Raw genomic sequence first — 19,533 nt, forward strand, 5'->3', positions numbered from 1 at the left:
GAAACGCTGGACGATGCGGTGGAAACCCGCGCTGAACGCGTTCGAGATCGCCTTCGACGGCCGTCTGGCCGCCGGACGCAAGTAGTTCCCCTTCAACCCGAGTTACACCGCTCGTTTGACAGACCCTTTGGCCTCGAACGACCCCGCGACCTGGTCAGTCTGATTCGGCGTTAGGACAGGACTCTGGCGGGATTACGGCGAATGATGGTGTCGATATCTGCGGATGTCAGGCCTCGCGATTCGAGGTAGGGAACCACGTCGGTCAACACATAGTCGTATCCGTTTCCGCCGTATTCATGCAATTGAGCTTTGGTGCACACGTCCTGGGACATGAGAATACGTTCGACATGACCGCGTGCGACAAGTTCGACAATGAGGTCGACATTCGTTCGAGTGTCCACCTGAGGTACGTCCAGCATCAGCGGAAGTCCTAGCGTGTCGAACTCGACGTAAACACCTCTCGCCAAGAGGCTCTCGACGACATCGAGGTCGACGCCAGTGACGTGTCCGATGACCACGCGGCTGGGATCGGCTCCCGCGCGCTCAAGATGATCGGGCCCCTTGTGCCACAGGTCGGGTCGTCCGATGTGGTTGTGCAGCGAGATGGCGGCACCAGTAGCGGTGCTGGCTCTGGCCGCGGCCGTCAGCACGCGCATTTCGTTCGTCTCGACGTTGTCGTCGAAGTGCTCGGCGCCTATCTCGCCGATGAGCCCGGCCCGCACCGAAGTGCCGTCGATTCCCTCCCGGAGATCTCGCACCATGATTTCTTCGAGTTCCCGGGTCCCGATCAAGTCCATATCGTCGGGATGATAGGCGCGACGATAGAAACCCGTGCCGAGAACGATGTTCACCCCGGTGGCGTCGGACAAGCGAAGCAGATCGCCGGGCCGCTGTCCCATACCCCGGCTCGTCACATCGACGATGGTGCCGCCGCCATGCGCCAAGAAATCGGTGACCTCCCGCACCGCGACGGAAAACTCGTCAAGTCGTAGCATGTCGCGATTGCCGCCGAACAGCCGCTTACGCAGTCGACTCGCGCGTCGCGCGGTGAACTCTTCTTCCCATTCCCTGCGCTGTACGTCGTTCTGAGGAAAAGCGAACCTGCTGGGCGCGCGCATCTCGGGCCGGTCATAAGGGGTGCTCAGGTCCAGGAAGAGATGCTCATGCGGTAGGGTCACTCCGAGCAAGGATGCGCTCACCGTCCCTTTGACGGTCATGACACTCCCGGGTGCGGTGTCTGGCATCTCTAGTCCCAAGTCGTTGCTTCGGCGTCGCCACGCACATCGTGGATTCGTGGCAGCGAGAGGTAGGACGGGTGCCGCGGGGACCGGTGGATGGTGATGAGCGTGCTGAGCTGGTCCGCGGAAAACGTGTCGACGTCCGCGCCGGCGACGGCGAGTCTGAGCCGGTGTCCCTTGCTGACGACGGCGGACAGGGCGTGCAGGGTAATCCTGATCAGCGTCGGCTCACCGGGAACCATGAGACGCCGGGTCGCTCTGGTGAACGTGGGCGTGGGTCCCGGGTATGTCGCGCTGTCCCGCTCCGAACCGGCGAGGCTCAACCGAGCGCAGGCGTCGCTGAGGAGAGTGACGGTTCCGTCCGGCGCGACCGACTCGAAGTAGGTGAAGATGGCCCCGTCGGATCCGTCGACGGACACGTGCAGGTGTGCCACGGGCGACCCGGTGAACTCGAGGTCCGATTCGAGAGGCTCGGAGTCGTAGACCAACAACCCCTCGTCTTCGAGGCGTCTGTCTCCGTAGTCCAAAGGAGCACTGAGCTGTGTGTGCCACCGGTTCTTGGTTCCCGTAGTGGCCGAGGGGTGCACCGAATAGCGATCAGCTCCCTCGACGACGGGTGGTTCGGGCGTGAGTCCGTTGCCCTCGGTCAGCTGGAGAACCCACGGCATGTGCCCCGCGGGCGGCCAGCATTCGGTGCTTCGCCAGACATCGGCGCCTACCGTGAAGTATTCCAGTACCCGCTCCGGCGAGGCGCCCGGCCGGTCGGCCATCAGTGGCCGCAAGAAGGTATCGATGGCGGCGTACTGGGCCGCCCTGGACGGTTCCGGCGGCGCCGTGTCGCGTGCGCCGAACGGGTTGGCGTTGGTACTCGCTCCATGGTTCCAGGCGCCGATGACCCCGACCATCGGAGTCCGATAGGTCATGAACCTGGTGATGACCCCATCGGCGGTGCCGCCGTCGTACCAGCTGGCCCAGTGCATACTGGGGACCTGCCGCGCGTCGATCGCCGGCCACAGCGTCGACGGGCTCACATCCTCGAGGGTCGTTCCGGTCTCGTCTGAGGTGAACGGGTCGTCGGCGTACCGCAGTGCTTCGAGCGTCTGACACACATCGCCGCTCACGCGATGCTCGGCGACGGCTTGCGCCAGCAGGGTTCCGTTGTCACCGTCGACCGGACAGACGGACTCTCCTGGCTGGAGGGTACCGGCCAGCTCCGGCACTGCCGGATCGTTGTTCCGATCGAGAGCACGGGTCAGCGTCATCCAGGTATCGCTGATCACCGTGTTGACGAGGCCGCCGGGGCGAAAGGCGTGGAGATATTCGGTGAAGTCTGTGAATCGGGGAACCGTCGCGCGCAGCGGCGCACCGCTCGTCAGGGTGGCGAGTTCGGCGGCGTTGCCGGAATACGACGTCCCCAGGGTGGCTACCGCTCCGTTGCTCCATGGCTGGTTCGCCACCCAGTCGATGACGACTCCGTAGTCGTCGATCTCCGCCCTGGCCCACTCCGTGGGGCGTTGGCCGAAGGAGGCTCCCGTTCCCCTGACGTCGACGACGAGGAAGGTATATCCGACCCCGGTGAAGTACGAGATCGCGTCTTTGAACGTCTCGGAGACCGCTTCGGCGCCGGTCGACCGTCGCCAGTAACGGGTGAACCAGACGATGGCCGGTCGCCGCTCGTGCTCGTTCCACGTCCACAGGTCGACCGCCAGCCGGGTTCCGTCAGCCATCGGAACGTAACGAGACGCCGGTCGCGGAATACTGGTGGTGGCGGCGGCCGGTACTTCGCTGTTGATGTACATGTCGGGTTCCCTTATCGCGTGGCGGCAAGCGGCGGAATCGTGAGGACGGCTTCCACGAGTTTTCGGGTATAGGGGACGCTGCTGTCGGCCAGCAGCGTGGCGGCCGGGCCCTCGTCGACGATTTCGCCGTCACGCATGACCGCGATCTGGTGGCTGAGATAGCGAACGGCGGCGAGGTTGTGCGAAATGAACAGGACCGTCAGGGCCAGCTGTTCTTGCAGCTCGCACAGGAGGTTGAGGATGGCGCTCTGCACGGAGACATCCAGCGCGGACGTGACTTCGTCGGCAACGATGACCTCGGGCCGGGCGGCGATCGCGCGCGCCAGGGCCACTCGCTGACGTTGACCGCCGGACAGCTCCGGCGGGTGGCGGTCGGCATGGCGTCGGTGGAGGTGCACCAGATCCAGTACGCGTTCGAGCTCCGAGCGGAAGTCGCTCCTCGGAACCTGCCCACTCGCGGCTATGCCCTCGATGATGGACTGCCCCGCGGTGCGATGGGGATTCAGCGCACCCGCGGAGTCCTGGAAAACCATCTGAACGGTACGAGCCGGTTGTGCCCGCCGGTGCCGCGTCGACGCGTCGGCGATGGTCCGCTGGCCGAGCGTGATCCTGCCGTGGTTGATGGCGACAAGACCGACGGCGGCCCGCGCGAGAGTGGACTTTCCGGACCCGGATTCGCCGACGAGGCCGAAGGTGCTGCCCGCCCGCACAGTCAGCGTCACGTTCCGCACGGCGGGCGGGGCGCCCGGAGGGCCATAGGAAATGGCGACATCTTCGAACTTCAGGTCAGGCATGGGCGCTGCTCCCCTCGTGTGAGCCGCCGTCGCGGCGCGGTCCGCTGAGGGTGGTGCCCGGCGATCGTCCATCCGGTATCGGGTGGAAGCAGGCGACCCGGCTCGGACCCGACTGCTCGAGTTGTGGCACGCGCTCGACGCAGTCCGCTTGCGCGCGCGGGCACCGGGGTGCGAAAACGCAACCGCCAGGCCTGTTGGCAGGCTCCGGTGGCCTGCCGGGGATGGTGTTCAGCCGCCGTTCGCGAGCGGCCTCGAGATCCGGAACGGACTCGACGAGGGCGCGGGTGTAGGGATGCTGAGCACGCCGGAGATCCCCGGCCTCGAGCTCTTCGACGATCCGGCCCCCGTACATCACCAACACACGGGTGCAGAGGTTCGCGATGACCCCGAGGTCGTGCGAAACGAGCAGCAGCGCGGCGTTGGTGTCCTCAGTGGACTTACGGAGCAACTCGAGCACCTGCAGCTGCACCGTCGCGTCGAGGGCCGTCGTCGGCTCGTCGGCGACGATCAGGGCCGGATCGTCCATCAGGGCCATCCCGATGGCGACGCGTTGCCGCATGCCACCCGAAAACTGGTGCGGACGTGACCGCAGCCGATCGCCGGCGCCCTGGATGCCCACGGCCTCCAGCACCCGCACGGCCAGCCGTTTCGCATCGCGGCGCGAGCGATGTCCGTGCACCACCGTCTCTTCCACCATCTGCGAGCCGATGCCGACCACGGGGTTCAGCGCTGACATCGGGTCCTGACCGACCAGGCCGATCCGGCCCGCGAGTCGCTTTCGAAGGACACGGCCCGCGCGGATCTTGTTGAGGTCGTCTCCGTCGAAGTAGTGCACGTCGGCGTGTGCGGTCGTCCCAGGAGCGTCGAGCTTGATCAGGGACACGATCGACAGGCTCTTGCCAGACCCGGATTCGCCGACGAGGCCGACCCGCTCGCCGGCCCGCAACGAGAGGCCGAAGTCGACGACCGGGGCGTTCCCGCCCCGGAGACCATCCGCCTCGACCGCCAGGCCCTCGACTCGCAGGAGGTACGGGCCAAGGCCGGCGCCGACATCTTTCCGGTTGTCGTTGACGCGTTCCGGCGGAGCCGTCCGGCCATGCACGGTCCGACGTCGCCGGCGATCACTGGTCAGCGTTTCACCGATGGTGTTGAAAGCGATGGCCACGATCACGATCGCGAGACTCGGCCCCAGCGCCAGCGCGGGATTGGTGTAGAGCTGGCCCAATCCGTTGTCCAACATGCTGCCCCAGTCGATCGACGGGTCCGTGACACCCAGGCCCAGGAACGAAAGGCTGGCGAAGGCCAGGAGGGTGGTGCCGGAAAACACGCTGGCGCTGGTCAGCACGGGGCCGGACACGCTTGGCAGCACATGGCGGGCATACAAGACCGGGCCCCGGACGCCCAGGCACCTGGCCGCGGCGACGTAGTCGCTGACGAGCGCCGTCCTGGACGCGTTCTCGGTCACCCTGGCGAAGTAGGGCGTGAGGGCGAAGCCGATCGCGAGTGTGCTGCCCTCCGCTCCGGAGCCGAAGATGACGGCCAGGAACAATGCCATCATGAGTGACGGGAAAGCGACCAGCACGGCGATCGTCCCGGATATCACGGTCGCGATCCGCCGGCCGGCCGCGGCGGCGAGGCCGCCGAGGACCAGCCCCGAGACGACGCCGATGCCGAGCGCGAGCACCGACAACGAGATGGAGAGCCGTCCAGCGACGAGGGTGCGCTCCAGAACGTCGCGTCCCAGAGCGTCGGTGCCCAGCCAATGATCGGCGGAGGGCGCCTGGTTCAGCGCTGAAGGCGCGGGTGTCCTGGCGCTGTGTCCCCAGATGAGCTCCGGTAGGAGAACGAGAAGCAGCAGGCAGAGCAAAATGAGCAGGACTCCCGCGGTCCGGGGCCGCGGGAGCCACCGCACCCGGCTTCGCGCGCGGGCCTGGGAATGGTGGCCGCCCGTGACGATGCCCTGTGCGGTGGCGTCGTTTCCGTCCACGACTGTCTCCATCATCGGTGGTTGCTCGTTCGGGGGTCGATCACGGCGAGCAGAAGATCGATCCCGAGGTTGAGGAGTAGGACCATCGAGCCGTAAATCAGTGCGATGCCCTGGACGACGGGATAGTCCTTGTCCTGGATCCCCTGCACGAACGCGGTGCCCAGCCCCGGCCAGGAGTACACGGTTTCGATGAGGACGGTGCCCGCGAGCATTCCGCCCAGCAGGAGCGCACCGACAGTGAGACCGGCGGGCATCACGTTCGGCAGGACGTGCCGGCCGTGGAGCCGCGGTCCGGAGAGCCGTTTGGCCAGCGCCGTGCGTATGTACTCTTGGGAAAGTACGGCCCTGCCTTCGGAACGGAGTACTCGCGCGAGCGTCAGCGCGGGTACCAAGCTCAGCGAAACGGCGGGGAGTATGTAGGACTCGAGGCCACCTTTCCCCGCGATCGGCAGCCATGGATTGCTGACGGCGAACACGTATACCAATCCGACGCCGAGCACGATCTCGGGAAGGCTGGCACCGATCGTCGTGGCGCCGGTGAAGGCCACATCGACGGCCCGCCCGCGCCGCCACCGGGAGGCGGCGGCGCCAAGACCACCGAGTGGGATCGCGACGATCACAACCACCACGAACGCGGCGAGGACCAGCGAGACGGTGTTCCACAGTCCCCCGTCGACGATCTGCGAGACCGGGATCTGCCGCATGATCGATTCCCCGAGGTCTCCCGAAAGCGTCGACTTCAGGTAATGCCAGTATTGGGCCGGCAATGGATCGTCCAGGTGCAACTGGTCACGCATTCGCTGGACATCCTCCTGCGTCGCGCTCATTCCCAAGGCGGCACGGACCGGGTCGCCGGGCACCAGTTGCACCATCAGGAACGTCAGGGTCACCAGCGCCCAGAGGGAGATGACGAAGCGCACGAGCAGAACACTGACGCGAGCGGCCAACCCCCCGGCCCGCCGCCTTGACCGGCGGGCCGGGGACGTCACCTCAGGTGCCATGGTCGTCATGGTTCAGCTCACGGCTCGCAGCGACGTCGGCACCAGGTAGTTGCCGACAATGTCGAACGTGACCTTGTTGCCGAATACCGGCACGTCCACATTGGCGAACGGGATCAAGGAGTACTCCTTGAACAGAGCGATTTCGGCGGTGTTCCAGCGAGCGCATTCGGCCGCGGTGTCGACTTGAGGCTTCCCCTGGACCGTCTGGTCATAGGTCGGGTTGCTGAACGAAGCGAAATTCGTGCCGTTTGGGGGCGTCTTACCGAAGAAGTACTGGCTGTTCTGGTTCGGTGTCCGCTCCCCGGTTCCCACCAGGGAGACATCGAAATCGGCGGTCTTGAACAGCCGATCGTTGAGCTGGGCACTCGGGACGGCGGAGACGGCAACGTCGATGCCGAGATCTCGCCACTGGGACGCGATGTACTCGGCCCCGTCGGTGTAAGCCTTCCCGGCATAGCTCGGAGTGAGAATGTCGATACTGAGTTGCTTGCCGTTCTTGGCCCTCTTGCCATCGCCGGCCGCGACCCACCCGGTGTTGTCGAGGAGACTCTTGGCGAGGTTGACATCCCGGGCGGCCAGATTGCCGCTCACGGTGTTCTCGGGGCAGACCTTGGGGGTCACCGCTAGCAGGCTGGTGGGCACTTCGCCGCGACCGCCCGTGATGATCTTCATCGCCGCATCGAAATCCACCGCGCGAGACAGCGCCTCACGTACCTTTTCGTCCTGTGTCACGCGGCCGTTCGCCTCGTTGTAGGCGATGAGACCCCGCAAGACCTGCTGGTTCTTGTGGAACAGGTTGGGCATCCTCAGGAGGCGGTCGCCGTCCGACCCGCTCATCACCGCGATGTTGACATCAGCGGCGACCAGAAGATTAGCCGACGTGGTCTCGTTGGCGACAATTCTCAGCTCGACGGTTTTCGGCTGCCCCTTTTCGGCGGTCGTCGCTCCGTTCGGGCCCCATTTGTAGTCGTCGCGGCGCGTGAAGCTGTAACTGGAGCCGGTTTTGAAGTCGCTCAGCACATAGGGACCGGTGCCGTCGGTAGCCGAGGCGAGGCGGCCTCGATTCTGCAGGCCCGCCGCGCAGACCATGGGGATGTCAGCCAGGTTGACAAGCAGAAAAGCGGGAGCTGTCGGCGTCTTGATCGTCACCGTGCTCGCGCTGGCTGAAACCGTGGTGCCGGCCGGGAACGAGCTGGCGTACGGCGATCCGTTGTGCGGGTCGATCATGAACCTGAGGTTCTGCGCGGCGACGTCGGCGGTGAACGCGCTCCCGTCGGAGCAGGTGACGCCGGGAGTGATCTCAAAAGTGGACTCGTTCTCCCCGACGTGCCAGGAGGACGCCAGGCCGGAAACCGGATTTCCCTTGCCGTCGCGGTAAACGAGGGAATCATAGGCCAGTCGGCCGACCTCACGGTTGAGATCGACGGAGGTGAGTTGTGGGTCCAGATTCCCCGGATCCGAGGGTATCGCATACACAATTCTTGCGTCCACCGCCGGCGTCTCTGATCCGACACCGCCGTTTCCGCACGCGGAGAGACTTGCGATCAATCCCAGACATGCAATGACCACGAGTTTCTTTTTCATGGTCCTCCTCCGTCTATTCGAAGTATTCCAAGGTGTCGACGATGTGCGTCGCGAGCGTCAGCAGTGGCCGCGAAGTCATGCGCGCTCTCGATCCCAGGTATCCGCGGTCACTCCCTCCCGTTTCAGCGTGGTCTTGGCGACCTTCTCGGTCGGTGTGTGGGGAAGCGCGTCGAGTGGACGCAAGTAGCGCGGCACCATGAACGCCGGTAGCACTTCGGTGCAGAAGGCCGCCAGCGCCGCGGGGCTGAGCGTCTCGCCCGCCGTGACCACATAGGACAGCATCACGTCGTCTTCGGTCATGGGGCTCGGTACTCCGTAAGCGGCGCACTCGCTGACGGCCGGGTGCTTCTCGATGGCCGATTCGATGTCGATGGCCGATATGTTCTCGCCCCGGCGTCGAATTACGTCGCTTGCGCGCCCCACGAAGTAGACCCAGCCCTGCTCGTCACGGCGCACCAGGTCACCCGTGCGGAGCCAGCGGCCTCGACGTGACGCGGCGGTCGCCTCAGCCATTCCCCGATAGCCTTCCGACAGGAGATGCGGCTCGCGCGAGGTCACTTCGAGTTCACCCACCTCGCCGGCTTCGACGATCGCTCCCCGCGAATCCACGACACGGATGTCGTACTCGGGGATCACCTGTCCGCACGATCCCAGCCGGCGTGGCTCGTGCAGTGGGTGCGCTATGGGCATTCCGGCGTCGGTCGATCCGTAGAGCTCCACGACGCGAAGGTCGAACCGCTGCTCGAACTCGGCAGCGAAGGGAGGCACCGGAACGCCCCATGCCAGGCGCACCGTGTTCTCGCGATCGTTCGCCTGGCTCGGCCTGTGGTGCAACATGGTCAGGGTCGCACCCATGAAGTCGAACACGGTCGCCCCGAAATACGCGATCTCGTCCCAGAATTCCGTCGTCGAGTATTTCCGGCCGATCGCGGCCGTGCCTCCGACGGCCAGCGCGGCCATGATCGTGTAGGTGATTGCGTCGGCGTGAAACAGCGGGAAGGGACAGTACAGAACGTCGCTCTGGCGCAGTTCCAGGTATTTGGCCAGCAGTTCACCCTGCCGGACAAGGTAATGGTTGGACAGGATGCAGCCTTTCGGCGGCCCGGTCGTGCCCGAGGTGAACAGAACCATCGCGCTGGTACCAGGCCGCGAGTCATGGTTGGTCGCGTGCGGCGCGGACACCGGATGGTCGAGGTCTGTGAGCGGGCACCAGGTGTCCGGGATGGCACCCCCCTCGACGTGGCGGGCAGCGGCAACCCTGATGTGCTGCCCCGTGAGCAGGAGGTCCAAGCGGTGGGCTTCGTCGTCGTCCGCGAAGACCGCGGCGGCATCGGCCACACGAACCTGATGGGCGAGCTGTTCGTCGGTCAACCGAGGATTGACCGGCACCGCCGTGGCGCCGAGAGCGTTGAGGGCGAACCAGGTGATGACATGGTCAAGGCTGTTGCGCATCACGATGATCCCGTGGTCGCCGGGGCGCAGGCCACGGATCAGGAGCCCCTCGGCTCGCGCGTTGCCCTTGGCCAGCACTTGGCTGTAGGACAGCGCGCCGTCCCGTGTTCGCAGGAATGTGTGGTCCGGCCACCGCTGCGCGGCCAGGCTGAGGGTCTCCCAGACGGTTTTCCCGGTCATGGCTGCTTCCGGCCTTTGTTGAACGACGCGATCAAGTCAGTGGTCTCCTGCGCCCGGAACGCGGCACGCAACAGGTTCGATTCGAGTTCGAGCGCCTTCTCCGAGCCCGGAGTCGCGGCACGGAGCAGCTGTTTGGCGTAGGCCACGGAGTGGCGGGGCGCCGCCGCGATGGAAGAGGCGACTTGAATCGCCTCGGCCACCACCGTTCCGGTGGCGACGACCCGCGTGACGAGGCCGACCGAGAGGGCGGTCTGGGCGTCCAGAACCCGCCCGAAAACAATGAGCTCCCGGGCCCAGCCCTCGCCCACGCAACGGCGTAACAGCAAGGAGGATGCGTTGCTCACCGTCATGCCCAGCTGGGACTCGGGGCAACGGAAGCGCGCGTTCGAGGATGACATACGCATATCACAGTTCAATGCGAGTTCGAGCCCACCACCAATGGCGACTCCGGCGACGGCGGCCACCGTCGGCTTGTCCGTTTCGAGTAGCACGCGGGTGAGCCGTTGAAAATTGTCGACCTGCTCGCTGAATTCTTCGGCGGTCAGACCACCGGCGGCCGTAAGGTCCTCGCCGGAGCAGAAGGCGCTTTCGCCTCCGGTGAGGACGATCGCATGTACGTCGTCGGCGCGACATGCCGTGCGGACGGCGTCCAGTAGCGACTCGACGGCAGCCGGGTTCAGAGCGTTCAGTTTTGACGGGACGTGCATCCGAATGACCGCGACATGGCCGTGACGGGAAAGGACAATGGGTCCGCTCATCGAGGAGCCGTCCTCCTGGTATTTTGGGAGATTTTCACATCGGACAGGAGATGTGCCGGAAGAATTCAGAGCGCAGGGTCGGGCGGCAGCACTTCTATGGGGGGCCCGACATTGAGATCGGATCGTCTGACGGGCCCGTTCGCGCCTTGGGCTCGGACGAGGTTGAGCGCGAGATCGGCTTGCAGGGCGCACAGATCGGGCAGCTGTATGGGGCCATCGAGCCGATACCAATACGCGACGCCAGTCGCCAGCGTGAGCAGCCCGGTGGTGGTGATCACTATATTGTCGACGTCGAATATCCCGGCTTCGACACCTTGCTGAACCACCGTGCGCCAGAGCTTTTCGTACTCGTCGCGTTTGAGGCTCATTTCTTTGCGAGCGACCTCGCCGAGGGAACGCAGTTCCGTGTCCGACACCAGAGTTGACCGGCGCCGCCCGCCATGCACCCACACATGCATCTCGACGAGAGCAACAAGCCTCTCGCGCGGATCGGAGTACGTTTCCATCGCTTCGCGCGCAGCCTCGGCCAGCGGGTCGATAATTGATTGCATAATGTCGACCAGGAGATCCTCCTTGCCCGACATGTAGTTGTAGAGCGTCGCGGTCCTCACGCCCGCGCCGCTCGCGAGCTCCCGAATCCCGACAGCGGCGAACCCCGCCGACGCGAACAATTCAACGGCGGCGAGTCTGAGGCGTTCCCGCGTCTGTTCGTTCAGTTTGCGAACCATGACTCGATTCCACTCCTGTCGGGATCGGCACCAGGATTGTCGCGTTCCACGACCTCGGAACGCCCCACGAGCGACGTCCGCATCGCATGCGCGGGCCAACCTTGAACCGCCGATCAGCGACCGCGCCATATCTCTCTGTCAAACACGATCGATCGATCGATCGTGTTTGAGAAGTAAACCTCAGGGCCGGAACGGGTGTCAAGTGGCGGAGTCTTACTGATGATGTCCAGCGATCCGCCCATGCCAGGCATCGCGACGGCAAGCCGTGCCACGACGCGCTACTGGTCCCCAGTCGCGTGGACACCCCGTACGCCCGCCTCGGAGAGGAGCGCTCACGGAAACGCCACCCCAAAATGCAGATCAACTACTTGGACCTTTTTCGCAGGTCAGCAGGCTAGTTTGACTTGTGCACCCAACAAGCCAGTGTACGAACCTGAACCTGCTGGTCATCGGCTTGCCGGTCTGCGTGAAGGCCCCTCACGCCAAGGTTCGGGGCGACGGATACCGCCAGCCCGGCCACCGAAACCGCAAAGGTGACTCTGGGTGACGGCGACTGGTAGGGCGGCGACGGTGCCAGCTCCGCCGTAGGCCGCCGTTCCGGTGTTCGCGGAATCCCGGGCCTGCCCCAGCGTCATATGTTGGCGCCAGCGGCGGGGCGAGGATGCCGGTGCTGACGCGGGCAGTGTGGGACGCCGATGCAGTGCGTGATGACGTGCGGGATGCCGCGGTGGAACATCTCGGCGACCACGAGGCGATGCTGGTGGTGGACGGGACCGGCGACATCAAGAACGGTGCGTGCACGGCCGGGGTGCAGCGCCAGTACACCGGCACCGCCGGACGGATCGAGAACAGCCAGGTCGGGGTGTTTCTGACCTACACCACCAAACTTGGAGTGCCCGCCGAGACCGCATTCGCGACCAAGCCCGAACTGACCGCCCTTATGATCGTGCGTGCGTTGGATGCCGGGGTGCCCGCGCAATGGGTCGCTGGCGATGAGGTTGATGGCGCCAACCGGAAGCTGCGCAGGGAGCTGGAAGCTCGGCAGGCCGGGCACGTGCTGGCAGTGGCCTGCGACCACCGGGTCACGACCGCCACCGGCACCCACCGAGCCGACGAACTCATCGGGCGGTTGCCGAAACGCGCCTGGCAGCGCCTGTCCGCCGGGAAAGGCGCGAAAGGACACGGTTAGCTAGGTGACCCGCTTGGAGCGGTTTCGGTGCCCCCATTTGAAACGGGGTCATGGCCTGCTCCAGACTTGCTCCACCTACTGAGCGGTAACTGAAACCGAATCCACAATGGACAGATTTTCGGCGCACCTAAAAACAACGCCCGACCTGCGGAAACCGCAGCGCCGGGCGATCAGAAAAACTGTGGAGCTAAGGGGACTCGAACCCCTGACCCCCTCACTGCCAGTAAGGTGGCCTAGACCTTTCTACCTGCGGAAACAGAGAAACCGCAGGAAAAGCGCTGCCGTTCAATGCAGTTCGGCGTCGTTCGACGTCGTTCAGCGCGCACCCGTGCCCCAGATTTGCCCCAGGGAAAATCGTGTGACGACCGATCATCGAACACTCACTCCTCGCCATGCACATTCGAGTGAAGTCCGTCGACGAGGAATGACAACGACACCGTGTCGAGACGGTCGGCTACCAGGTGATCGGTGAACAGGCCGGGGAATTCCATCAGGTGATCGGTGGCGATCGATCCCGTCACGGCGATACGGCCGGTCATCACTCCACCAGTTCCGCGAGCGCTAAGGCCCGGTTGGTGCGTTCCCAGGGCAGGTCGAGTTCGGGACGCCCGAAGTGCCCGTAGGCCGAGGTCTGCGCGTAGATAGGCCGCATCAGGTCGAGGTCCCGGATGATCGCGGCGGGGCGCGGGTCGAATACCTCGGTGATCGCGCTTTGGATGTTCGACGGGTCGACCGTCTCGGTACCGAAGGTCTCGACGAACAGGCCCACCGGTGTGGCTTTGCCGATGGCCTAGGCCACCTGCACCTCGATCCGGGTGGCCAGGCCCGCGGCGACCACGTTCTTCGCGACCCATCGCATCGCGTACGCCGCAGATCTGTCTACTTTGGACGGATCCTTGCCGGAGAACGCGCCGCCACCGTGTCGTGCCATCCCGCCGTAGGTGTCGACGATGATCTTGCGGCCGGTGAGGCCGGCGTCGCCCTGCGGGCCGCCGATGACGAATCGTCCGGTCGGATTGACGTATACCGACGGTTTGTGGAGTTCCACCGCGAGCCCGCCGGCCGCGAGTGCGTCGAGTTCCGGTTTGAGCACATGGTCCAGGAGATCGACGGCCAACATGTGATCGTGATCGATACCGTCGGCGTGCTGGGTGGACAGTACGACAGTGTCCAGCCGGATTGGCCGGTCGCCCAGGTATTCGACGGTGAACTGGGTCTTGCCGTCTGGCCTCAGATACGGGACCTCACCTACTTTCCGGACGTGCGCCATCCGCCGGGACAGCCGGTGCGCCAGTGCGATGGGCAGCGGCATCAGTTCGGGGGTGTCGGTGCAGGCATAGCCGAACATGAGCCCTTGGTCGCCGGCGCCCTGCCGGTCCAGGTCGTCGGCGTGGCTGTTGGTGCGTTGTTCGTGGGATTGTGCGACGCCTTGGGCGATGTCCGTGGACTGGGCGTCGAGCGCGACGTTGATCCCGCAGGTGGTTGCGTCGAATCCCTTGGCCGACGAGTCGTATCCGATGCCGAGAAATCGTGTCGCGCACGATCGAGGAAACGTCGACCGACGCGGTGGTGGTGACCTCCCCGGCGATGTGCACCTGCCCGGTCGTCACCAGCGTTTCCACGGCGACCTTGCTGCGAGGGTCCTGTCCGAGCAGGGCGTCGAGAATGGTGTCACTGACGGCGTCATAGATCTTGTCGGGGTGTCCCTCGGTCACCGACTCGGACGTGAAGAGCCGTTGCGGGGTCATGCTGGATCACCTCGTTCTCCTGTGTTCTTCGTGGCGCCTATTTCTTGGTGGCGGTGGCGTAGTTGACGCCGAGGACAAGGCTGGTCAACTTCTGGTCGGTGATCCACTGTTCGTTGGCGTGTCGAATCCGGGCCGAGGTGTCCTCGTCGAGTTCCATTTCGATGCGGCGGATTCCGGTGCCGCGCACGATGCTCCACCATGATTGCGGATCTGGAAGGTCCATGGGGGTGACCTCGTCGGTGACGGTCGGGTCGGGAACGCCGGCATCGAGCAGCATGGTGCGCAGGGTGTCCGGGTTTTCCGTGCGCTGCCAGGGGATGGACAGTTCGAGGTCCGGGCGTTCTGCGCGCACAGCGTCCAGGAAGACGTCGAACATGGGATAGAAGAACTTCGGTCCCAGGGTGGTGACGGCCAGGGTCCCGCCAGGCCGCACCAGGCGCCACAAGCCGGCGAGGGTGCCGACGATGTCCTTGGCGAAGAAGAGACCCAGCACCATGGTGACCGCGTCGAAGGACTCGGCTTCGTAAGGGAGAGCGTCCATGTCGCCGCGGGTCAGGGTGATGTTGTCCAAACCGAGTGCGCGGGCGTGATCGCACGCGATGCTGAGCATCTCCTCGGAGATGTCCACGCCTTCGACCTTGCCGTCGGGGCGGACGCGTTCGGCGGCGCGCAGCGTGGCCGGTCCTGGACCGCAGGCGACATCGAGCACACGATCGCCGGGTTGCAGCGCGAGGCGTTCGATGGTGTTGCCGGCGCAGAATCCCCAGAACTGCTCAAGGGCGGCATCGTAGTCGTGCGCGGCGGTGTTGTAGGTGAGTTCGGGGTCATAGCTGGCCAGGTCAGTGATCACGGGTGCGCTCCACGGTGTAGTAGACGAATCCACGGCCCTCGTTGCGGGCCACGGGGGTGGCGGTTGCTGTCCAGCCCCAGCTGGACAGAAGGGAAATCAACTCGTCAGGATCCCAATAGGTCTTGACCACGGTGAATTTCTGGCCGTCGTCGAGGCTTCTGGTGACCACTGGGACAGAAGATTCGACCCCCACGTCCTCTTCGATAGCTTGCTCCTCGGCGGTGACGTCGACGAAGATGACCTGTCCGCCAGGTTTGAGGGCCTGATCGAGCGTTTTCCAGAACCCTGGGAGTTTCTCGATAGGCACGTGCGCGAGCCAGTGCACGAAGAAGACGTAGTCCCATTTCCGGTCGGGCTGCCAGGCGAACAAGTCGGCCTGCACGAGCGTGACGTTGGGCAGCTTGCGGCGGGCCACAATGTCGAGCATTTCCCTGGATCCGTCGACCGCGGTCACGTCGTGGGCGAGGTCGCTGAGTGTTTCAGTCCAGTAGCCCGTTCCCGGCGCAAGCTCCACAATGGACCCCGAAAGGGGGCTGGCGTGCACGAGCTTCTCGATATGCGGGCGCACGGGATCCATGTAGTTGCGGATCCAGTCAACATATTCTTCCGATTTCGCCGAGTAGAACCGTTGTTGCTCGTCGAGTAGCTGGTCGACGTCGCGCATCGAAAGCGCCTCCAGGGTGATTCGTTCTATCGTCAGAGGATGTTGTTCAGGGCCTCGTGGATCGTTTCTGCGGCAAGGCGACCGGGGTGGTTGGCGAAGCGGGGTTGGGTGAGTGCGGTCCCCGTGATCACCTCCAGGAATTCCGGCGTGACACCGAACTCGCGCAGCCGGGTGCCGAGCCCCGCGCGGTGAAAGACGTCGCGGATGAAGGCCGCGATCCCATCGGCGCCGGCGACGCCAAGGGCCTGCGCTGCCAGTGCAACCCGATCGGGGGCGAGGTGCTCGGTGACTGGAAGCACGGCTAGCAGCATGAGGCCGACCGCGAGACCGTGTTCGATGCCGAGGAGGCCGGTGAGCGGATAGCTCAGCGCGTGTGGTGCGGTGGAACGACACCAGCTCAAGGCCAGACCAGAATGCAACGCCGCGATGCTCATGCCCGCCCGGTGCTCGGGATCTGGGGCGGAGACGGCAAGGGGCAGGTGCGCGGCGATGAGTCGCAGCGCATCGGTGGCGTGCTGGTCGGACTCCGGGCGGTGATTGGTACTCCAGATGCTCTCGACGGCGTGCGCCGTCGCATCAAGTCCGGTTGCAGCGGTGAGGCGCGCGCTCATGGACGCGGTCAGAGCGGAGTCAAGGATGGCGGTATCCGGATAGAGCGCACGGCCTTCCACGCTCACCTTCCAGCCGTTTTCGGTCCAGATCGAGGACCACTTGGTGACCTCGCTGCCGGTGCCGGCGGTCGTGGGGATGGCCCATAATTGGCTCGTTCGGCGAAGCGGCACCCGCCCGGCGACGAGGTCGTCGAGATCGGCGTCGAGGGTCTCGGGGGTGTCTGCCATCGCACATGCCACCTTGGTGGCGTCCATCACCGAGCCACCACCGATCGCGATGACGCAGCGTCGGTCCCGGCGGCGGAGATCGGCGGCTAGCGCCTGTACCGCGGCCCAGTGCGCCGATTCGACGGTTGCGTGGCCGGTGGCGGCGACCTGATCGCGCAGGCGTGGCCCGGTGATGGCCACGGCGGGGTGGGGAGCGCGGTTGATCGCGTGTTGGATCGCGCCGGGCTGCACCTGGACTCGGACTGGGTTCCAGGAAGCGGTGAGGTTGACGGTGTCCATGGCGTCAGTACCACCGGCGGTCTTCACGCACGACGCGGCTGATGGACGGGAAGTGCGATAGCTCGCGCTGGGTGTCGCCGCTGACATGCCCCGCGACCCGGACGACGCAGAGATCGGCGGGTTCGCCCTCGGCCCGCGAGAATGCGTGGGTAACGAAGGGCTGGACGTAGACCGAGTCGTCGGGCTCGATCACGGTCTGGCGTTCCCCGGACCCGTCGGACCAGCACAGCCGGGTGGCGTGGTGGCCATAGTTGTAGATCCAGCTGTGCAGGCTTGTGGTGAAGCCACCGGCGAGGTTCGTGTCGGGCGTGGTGATGTGGGCGGTGAAGCCCCGCATGGCCGGCATCTTCGCCGTGCGGATCATCGGTCGGATGAGGCAGCGATGATCGGTGGCCGCAGGATACGGGTACTCGTCGTCAGGGCTGGTGTGTTCGACGATGACCTCACTGTCGTCGAAGACGGCGACCTGGAGATCACGAACGCTGACCCCGAGCGCCATGGCCAGGTGTTCGACGTCGCGCGCGGAGAGAGGGCGATCTCCGCCTACCGCGCCGCGGGCGGTGAGCGTAGCTCCTGCACGCCGAAGCTCGGCGTCGAGCTGTTCGAGGGTGATCGCCGCGTCGTGAAGGTATTGGCGGATCAGGCTCTTCGTGCCCGCCGACGGGCCGGCGTGGTCGAGCAGATAGTGCTCGGCGCGGGCGCCGAGCGCGTAGAGCTCCCGCTGCGCGCGGCGAACGTTCCCGCCGAAGGTGACCGCGAGGATGAGGGCCCGTTCGGTGGCCGAGCGGCTGGTGAACGTGTGCGGCCGGAACGGCGTGTGGTAGCTGGAGTCGCCGGTGTGCATTTCAGCGGCGTAGCGTCGGCCGTCGATTTCCCAGTAGTGGTTCACCGGACCGACGTACATAGTGTATTGGTGCAGGAAGTGCCCGTGGTTGAACGCAACATCCGGGTTGGCGGGATCGCAGTCGGAGACCACCCGCAGTTCGCGGATCCATTCCGGACGGAACGGTGATAGCCGCGAGAACGCGGTGTCGCGGTACTCGTAGTACGGTTCCAGGTTCCCGTTCCGGTCGGATCGCCGGAAGATTCTGCTCGTGGCGCGCGATTCCTTCGCGCGCATGATCTTGATCCCGTCGTCGCAATCGTCGGGAAGCAGGCGCAGGTCTGTTTCGTCGATCGGATAGACCTCGCCCATCCTGCGGATGACCTCGTCGGTCGTCTCAGGTGTGGCGCTTCCAGAGATCACGTCGTCGATCGTCGCGGGATCGAGGCTCAGGTCTGCCGCGAGCGCGTGCGAGTCTCGTTTGAGGTCATTGGCCTCGGACAGGATGCGCGCACCGACCAACTGGAGATAGGTCGCGTCCTTCATCATTGCCTCCCTGAATCGGCCAGCAGCTTGCGGGTCCGGCGAACCAGTTCCTCGGGCTCTGTGGTGATCCGCGGTGCCACGCTGGTGCGGGGTGCCACAGGGATGTGGATTCCGGTCGGGCCCGTCTGGCGCAGGGCCCTGGCCACGGTGTCGGTCACCCGCGGAGCGAGCAGCGCTCGCGCATACCCGGCGGCGCGCATGGCGCGCCGGATCCGGGCTCCGGATCGGCCGGTGGCCACGGTGCGCTGGCCGCCGGTGCTTTCGTGCATCCCGTTGTCGAGCACCACGTGCACCAGGTTGCGCGGGGCTTGGGCTCCGACCAGCGGCAGGCAGTTGAGGCTCATCAGGAACGACCCGTCCCCGTCGATCACCACGACCTGCATCTCAGGGAGACAGTCGGCCAGAGCGAGCCCGAGCGGCAGGGCCGCGCCCATGGAGCCCACGAGGTAGAAGAAGTTGGGCCCATCCCCCACCTGTTGGAGGTCTCGGCTGAGATAGCCGCAGGTCGATACGAACACCGCGTCGGGGGCGGCGGATACCAGTCCGGCCAACACCTCAGTAGGAACGGCGCCACTCATATCGCCTCCTTGACCAGGAGCGCGACAGGCGTCCGGTTCGACTCAGCGGTCGAGGTGGACCAGCGCACCGCGCCTGAAACGTCGTCCAGAGTCCGATGCGCGACGCCGATGTCGTCGAGCAGGCGCTCGATCGCCTCGCCGATGACGACGTGCTCGACGGCGTCGGGGCCGTGTCCCCGCCAGCTCACGATGAGAACCAGCGGGATGCGGTAGATCAGCAGCAGCGAGGTCAAGGTGTTCAGGCAGTACCCCAGGCCAGAGTTTTGCATGAGCACCACGGGATTGCGGCCCGCCAGATAGGCCCCAGCCGCCGCGGCGACGGCGACTTCTTCCCGAGGCGCGGGCAGGTAGGCTGCACGTTGATCGTCGTCGAGGTTTTCCAGGCGGGCGAACGCGCCTTTGAGCAGCGAGCACGGCACCCCGCTGAAATAGTCCCACTGGTGGTCGATGAGCTCCTCGACGAGGGCCGCGCCGGCAGTCTGCTGAGTCACGACCG

General features: G+C 65.3%; 15 protein-coding genes and 3 pseudogenes. 1 reads left to right on the forward strand and 17 read right to left on the reverse strand.

The window, feature by feature from the left end; translation table 11 throughout:
• Positions 1-170: 170 nt before the first annotated feature.
• The 9 genes from HFP15_RS35645 to HFP15_RS35685 all read right to left on the reverse strand — a co-directional run bounded on the left by HFP15_RS35645 (position 171) and on the right by HFP15_RS35685 (position 11,521).
• Positions 171-1,217, reverse strand: a complete 1,047-nt coding sequence (locus tag HFP15_RS35645; RefSeq protein WP_168521810.1) for a phosphotriesterase family protein — start codon at positions 1,215-1,217, stop codon at positions 171-173.
• Positions 1,218-1,246: 29 nt separating this feature from the next.
• Positions 1,247-2,965 carry a CocE/NonD family hydrolase gene (locus tag HFP15_RS35650; protein WP_168521812.1) on the reverse strand — a complete coding sequence of 573 codons (1,719 nt, stop codon included), beginning with the start codon at positions 2,963-2,965 and terminating at the stop codon, positions 1,247-1,249.
• An 83-nt stretch (positions 2,966-3,048) separates the two neighbouring features.
• Positions 3,049-3,831: an ABC transporter ATP-binding protein gene (locus HFP15_RS35655; protein WP_168521814.1), complete on the reverse strand. Its 783-nt coding sequence runs from the start codon at positions 3,829-3,831 to the stop codon at positions 3,049-3,051.
• Complete coding sequence (locus tag HFP15_RS35660; RefSeq protein WP_168521816.1) at positions 3,824-5,818, reverse strand: dipeptide/oligopeptide/nickel ABC transporter permease/ATP-binding protein; 1,995 nt, start codon at positions 5,816-5,818, stop codon at positions 3,824-3,826. Before HFP15_RS35660 ends, HFP15_RS35655 begins: the two co-directional genes overlap by 8 nt.
• An 11-nt stretch (positions 5,819-5,829) precedes the next feature.
• Positions 5,830-6,738, reverse strand: coding sequence for an ABC transporter permease (locus HFP15_RS35665; protein ID WP_168521819.1), 909 nt, complete (start codon positions 6,736-6,738; stop codon positions 5,830-5,832).
• Positions 6,739-6,831: 93 nt separating this feature from the next.
• Positions 6,832-8,403: an ABC transporter substrate-binding protein gene (locus HFP15_RS35670; RefSeq protein ID WP_168521820.1), complete on the reverse strand. Its 1,572-nt coding sequence runs from the start codon at positions 8,401-8,403 to the stop codon at positions 6,832-6,834.
• Between the two features lie 75 nt (positions 8,404-8,478).
• Positions 8,479-10,035, reverse strand: a complete 1,557-nt coding sequence (locus tag HFP15_RS35675; RefSeq protein WP_168521822.1) for an AMP-binding protein — start codon at positions 10,033-10,035, stop codon at positions 8,479-8,481.
• Complete coding sequence (locus HFP15_RS35680) at positions 10,032-10,793, reverse strand: enoyl-CoA hydratase/isomerase family protein (RefSeq protein ID WP_168521824.1); 762 nt, start codon at positions 10,791-10,793, stop codon at positions 10,032-10,034. The genes HFP15_RS35675 and HFP15_RS35680 overlap by 4 nt, the downstream gene beginning before the upstream one ends.
• Before the next feature lie 65 nt (positions 10,794-10,858).
• Complete coding sequence (locus tag HFP15_RS35685) at positions 10,859-11,521, reverse strand: TetR/AcrR family transcriptional regulator (protein ID WP_168521826.1); 663 nt, start codon at positions 11,519-11,521, stop codon at positions 10,859-10,861.
• Between the two features lie 667 nt (positions 11,522-12,188).
• Here HFP15_RS35685 and HFP15_RS35690 point away from each other — a divergent pair.
• Positions 12,189-12,704, forward strand: a pseudogene (locus HFP15_RS35690) (transposase); the annotation flags it as partial.
• A gap of 413 nt (positions 12,705-13,117) precedes the next feature.
• Here the strand turns inward: HFP15_RS35690 and HFP15_RS35695 are convergent.
• The 8 genes and pseudogenes from HFP15_RS35695 to HFP15_RS35730 form a co-directional block, all read right to left on the reverse strand.
• A pseudogene (locus HFP15_RS35695) lies at positions 13,118-13,249 on the reverse strand (carbohydrate kinase family protein); the annotation flags it as partial.
• Positions 13,249-14,458: pseudogene (gene metK / locus HFP15_RS35700) on the reverse strand (methionine adenosyltransferase). The pseudogenes metK and HFP15_RS35695, both read right to left, overlap by 1 nt.
• Before the next feature lie 37 nt (positions 14,459-14,495).
• A complete protein-coding gene (locus HFP15_RS35705) occupies positions 14,496-15,308 on the reverse strand; it encodes a class I SAM-dependent methyltransferase (RefSeq protein WP_168521830.1) in 813 nt (270 codons plus the stop codon).
• A complete protein-coding gene (locus HFP15_RS35710; RefSeq protein ID WP_168521832.1) occupies positions 15,298-15,972 on the reverse strand; it encodes a class I SAM-dependent methyltransferase in 675 nt (224 codons plus the stop codon). Before HFP15_RS35710 ends, HFP15_RS35705 begins: the two co-directional genes overlap by 11 nt.
• Before the next feature lie 32 nt (positions 15,973-16,004).
• A complete protein-coding gene (locus HFP15_RS35715) occupies positions 16,005-17,090 on the reverse strand; it encodes an iron-containing alcohol dehydrogenase (RefSeq protein ID WP_168521834.1) in 1,086 nt (361 codons plus the stop codon).
• 4 nt (positions 17,091-17,094) lie between these two features.
• A complete protein-coding gene (locus tag HFP15_RS35720) occupies positions 17,095-18,459 on the reverse strand; it encodes a cupin domain-containing protein (RefSeq protein ID WP_168521836.1) in 1,365 nt (454 codons plus the stop codon).
• A complete protein-coding gene (locus HFP15_RS35725) occupies positions 18,459-19,037 on the reverse strand; it encodes a thiamine pyrophosphate-dependent enzyme (RefSeq protein WP_168521838.1) in 579 nt (192 codons plus the stop codon). Before HFP15_RS35725 ends, HFP15_RS35720 begins: the two co-directional genes overlap by 1 nt.
• A complete protein-coding gene (locus HFP15_RS35730) occupies positions 19,034-19,528 on the reverse strand; it encodes a thiamine pyrophosphate-binding protein (protein ID WP_168521839.1) in 495 nt (164 codons plus the stop codon). Before HFP15_RS35730 ends, HFP15_RS35725 begins: the two co-directional genes overlap by 4 nt.
• Positions 19,529-19,533 lie beyond the last annotated feature (5 nt).

The sequence above is a fragment of the Amycolatopsis acididurans genome, assembly GCF_012328925.1.
GTDB classification, from domain to species: domain Bacteria; phylum Actinomycetota; class Actinomycetes; order Mycobacteriales; family Pseudonocardiaceae; genus Amycolatopsis_E; species Amycolatopsis_E acididurans.

Bases quoted from the DNA above. Each gene is read 5' to 3' on its own strand.
- HFP15_RS35645 (WP_168521810.1), bottom strand. From the start codon at position 1,217: ATGACCGTCAAAGGGACGGTGAGCGCATCCTTGCTCGGAGTGACCCTA.
- HFP15_RS35650 (WP_168521812.1), bottom strand. From the start codon at position 2,965: ATGGCTGACGGAACCCGGCTGGCGGTCGACCTGTGGACGTGGAACGAG.
- HFP15_RS35655 (WP_168521814.1), bottom strand. From the start codon at position 3,831: ATGCCTGACCTGAAGTTCGAAGATGTCGCCATTTCCTATGGCCCTCCG.
- HFP15_RS35670 (WP_168521820.1), bottom strand. From the start codon at position 8,403: ATGAAAAAGAAACTCGTGGTCATTGCATGTCTGGGATTGATCGCAAGT.
- HFP15_RS35675 (WP_168521822.1), bottom strand. From the start codon at position 10,035: ATGACCGGGAAAACCGTCTGGGAGACCCTCAGCCTGGCCGCGCAGCGG.
- HFP15_RS35680 (WP_168521824.1), bottom strand. From the start codon at position 10,793: ATGAGCGGACCCATTGTCCTTTCCCGTCACGGCCATGTCGCGGTCATT.
- HFP15_RS35685 (WP_168521826.1), bottom strand. From the start codon at position 11,521: ATGGTTCGCAAACTGAACGAACAGACGCGGGAACGCCTCAGACTCGCC.
- HFP15_RS35710 (WP_168521832.1), bottom strand. From the start codon at position 15,972: ATGCGCGACGTCGACCAGCTACTCGACGAGCAACAACGGTTCTACTCG.
- HFP15_RS35715 (WP_168521834.1), bottom strand. From the start codon at position 17,090: ATGGACACCGTCAACCTCACCGCTTCCTGGAACCCAGTCCGAGTCCAG.
- HFP15_RS35720 (WP_168521836.1), bottom strand. From the start codon at position 18,459: ATGAAGGACGCGACCTATCTCCAGTTGGTCGGTGCGCGCATCCTGTCC.
- HFP15_RS35725 (WP_168521838.1), bottom strand. From the start codon at position 19,037: ATGAGTGGCGCCGTTCCTACTGAGGTGTTGGCCGGACTGGTATCCGCC.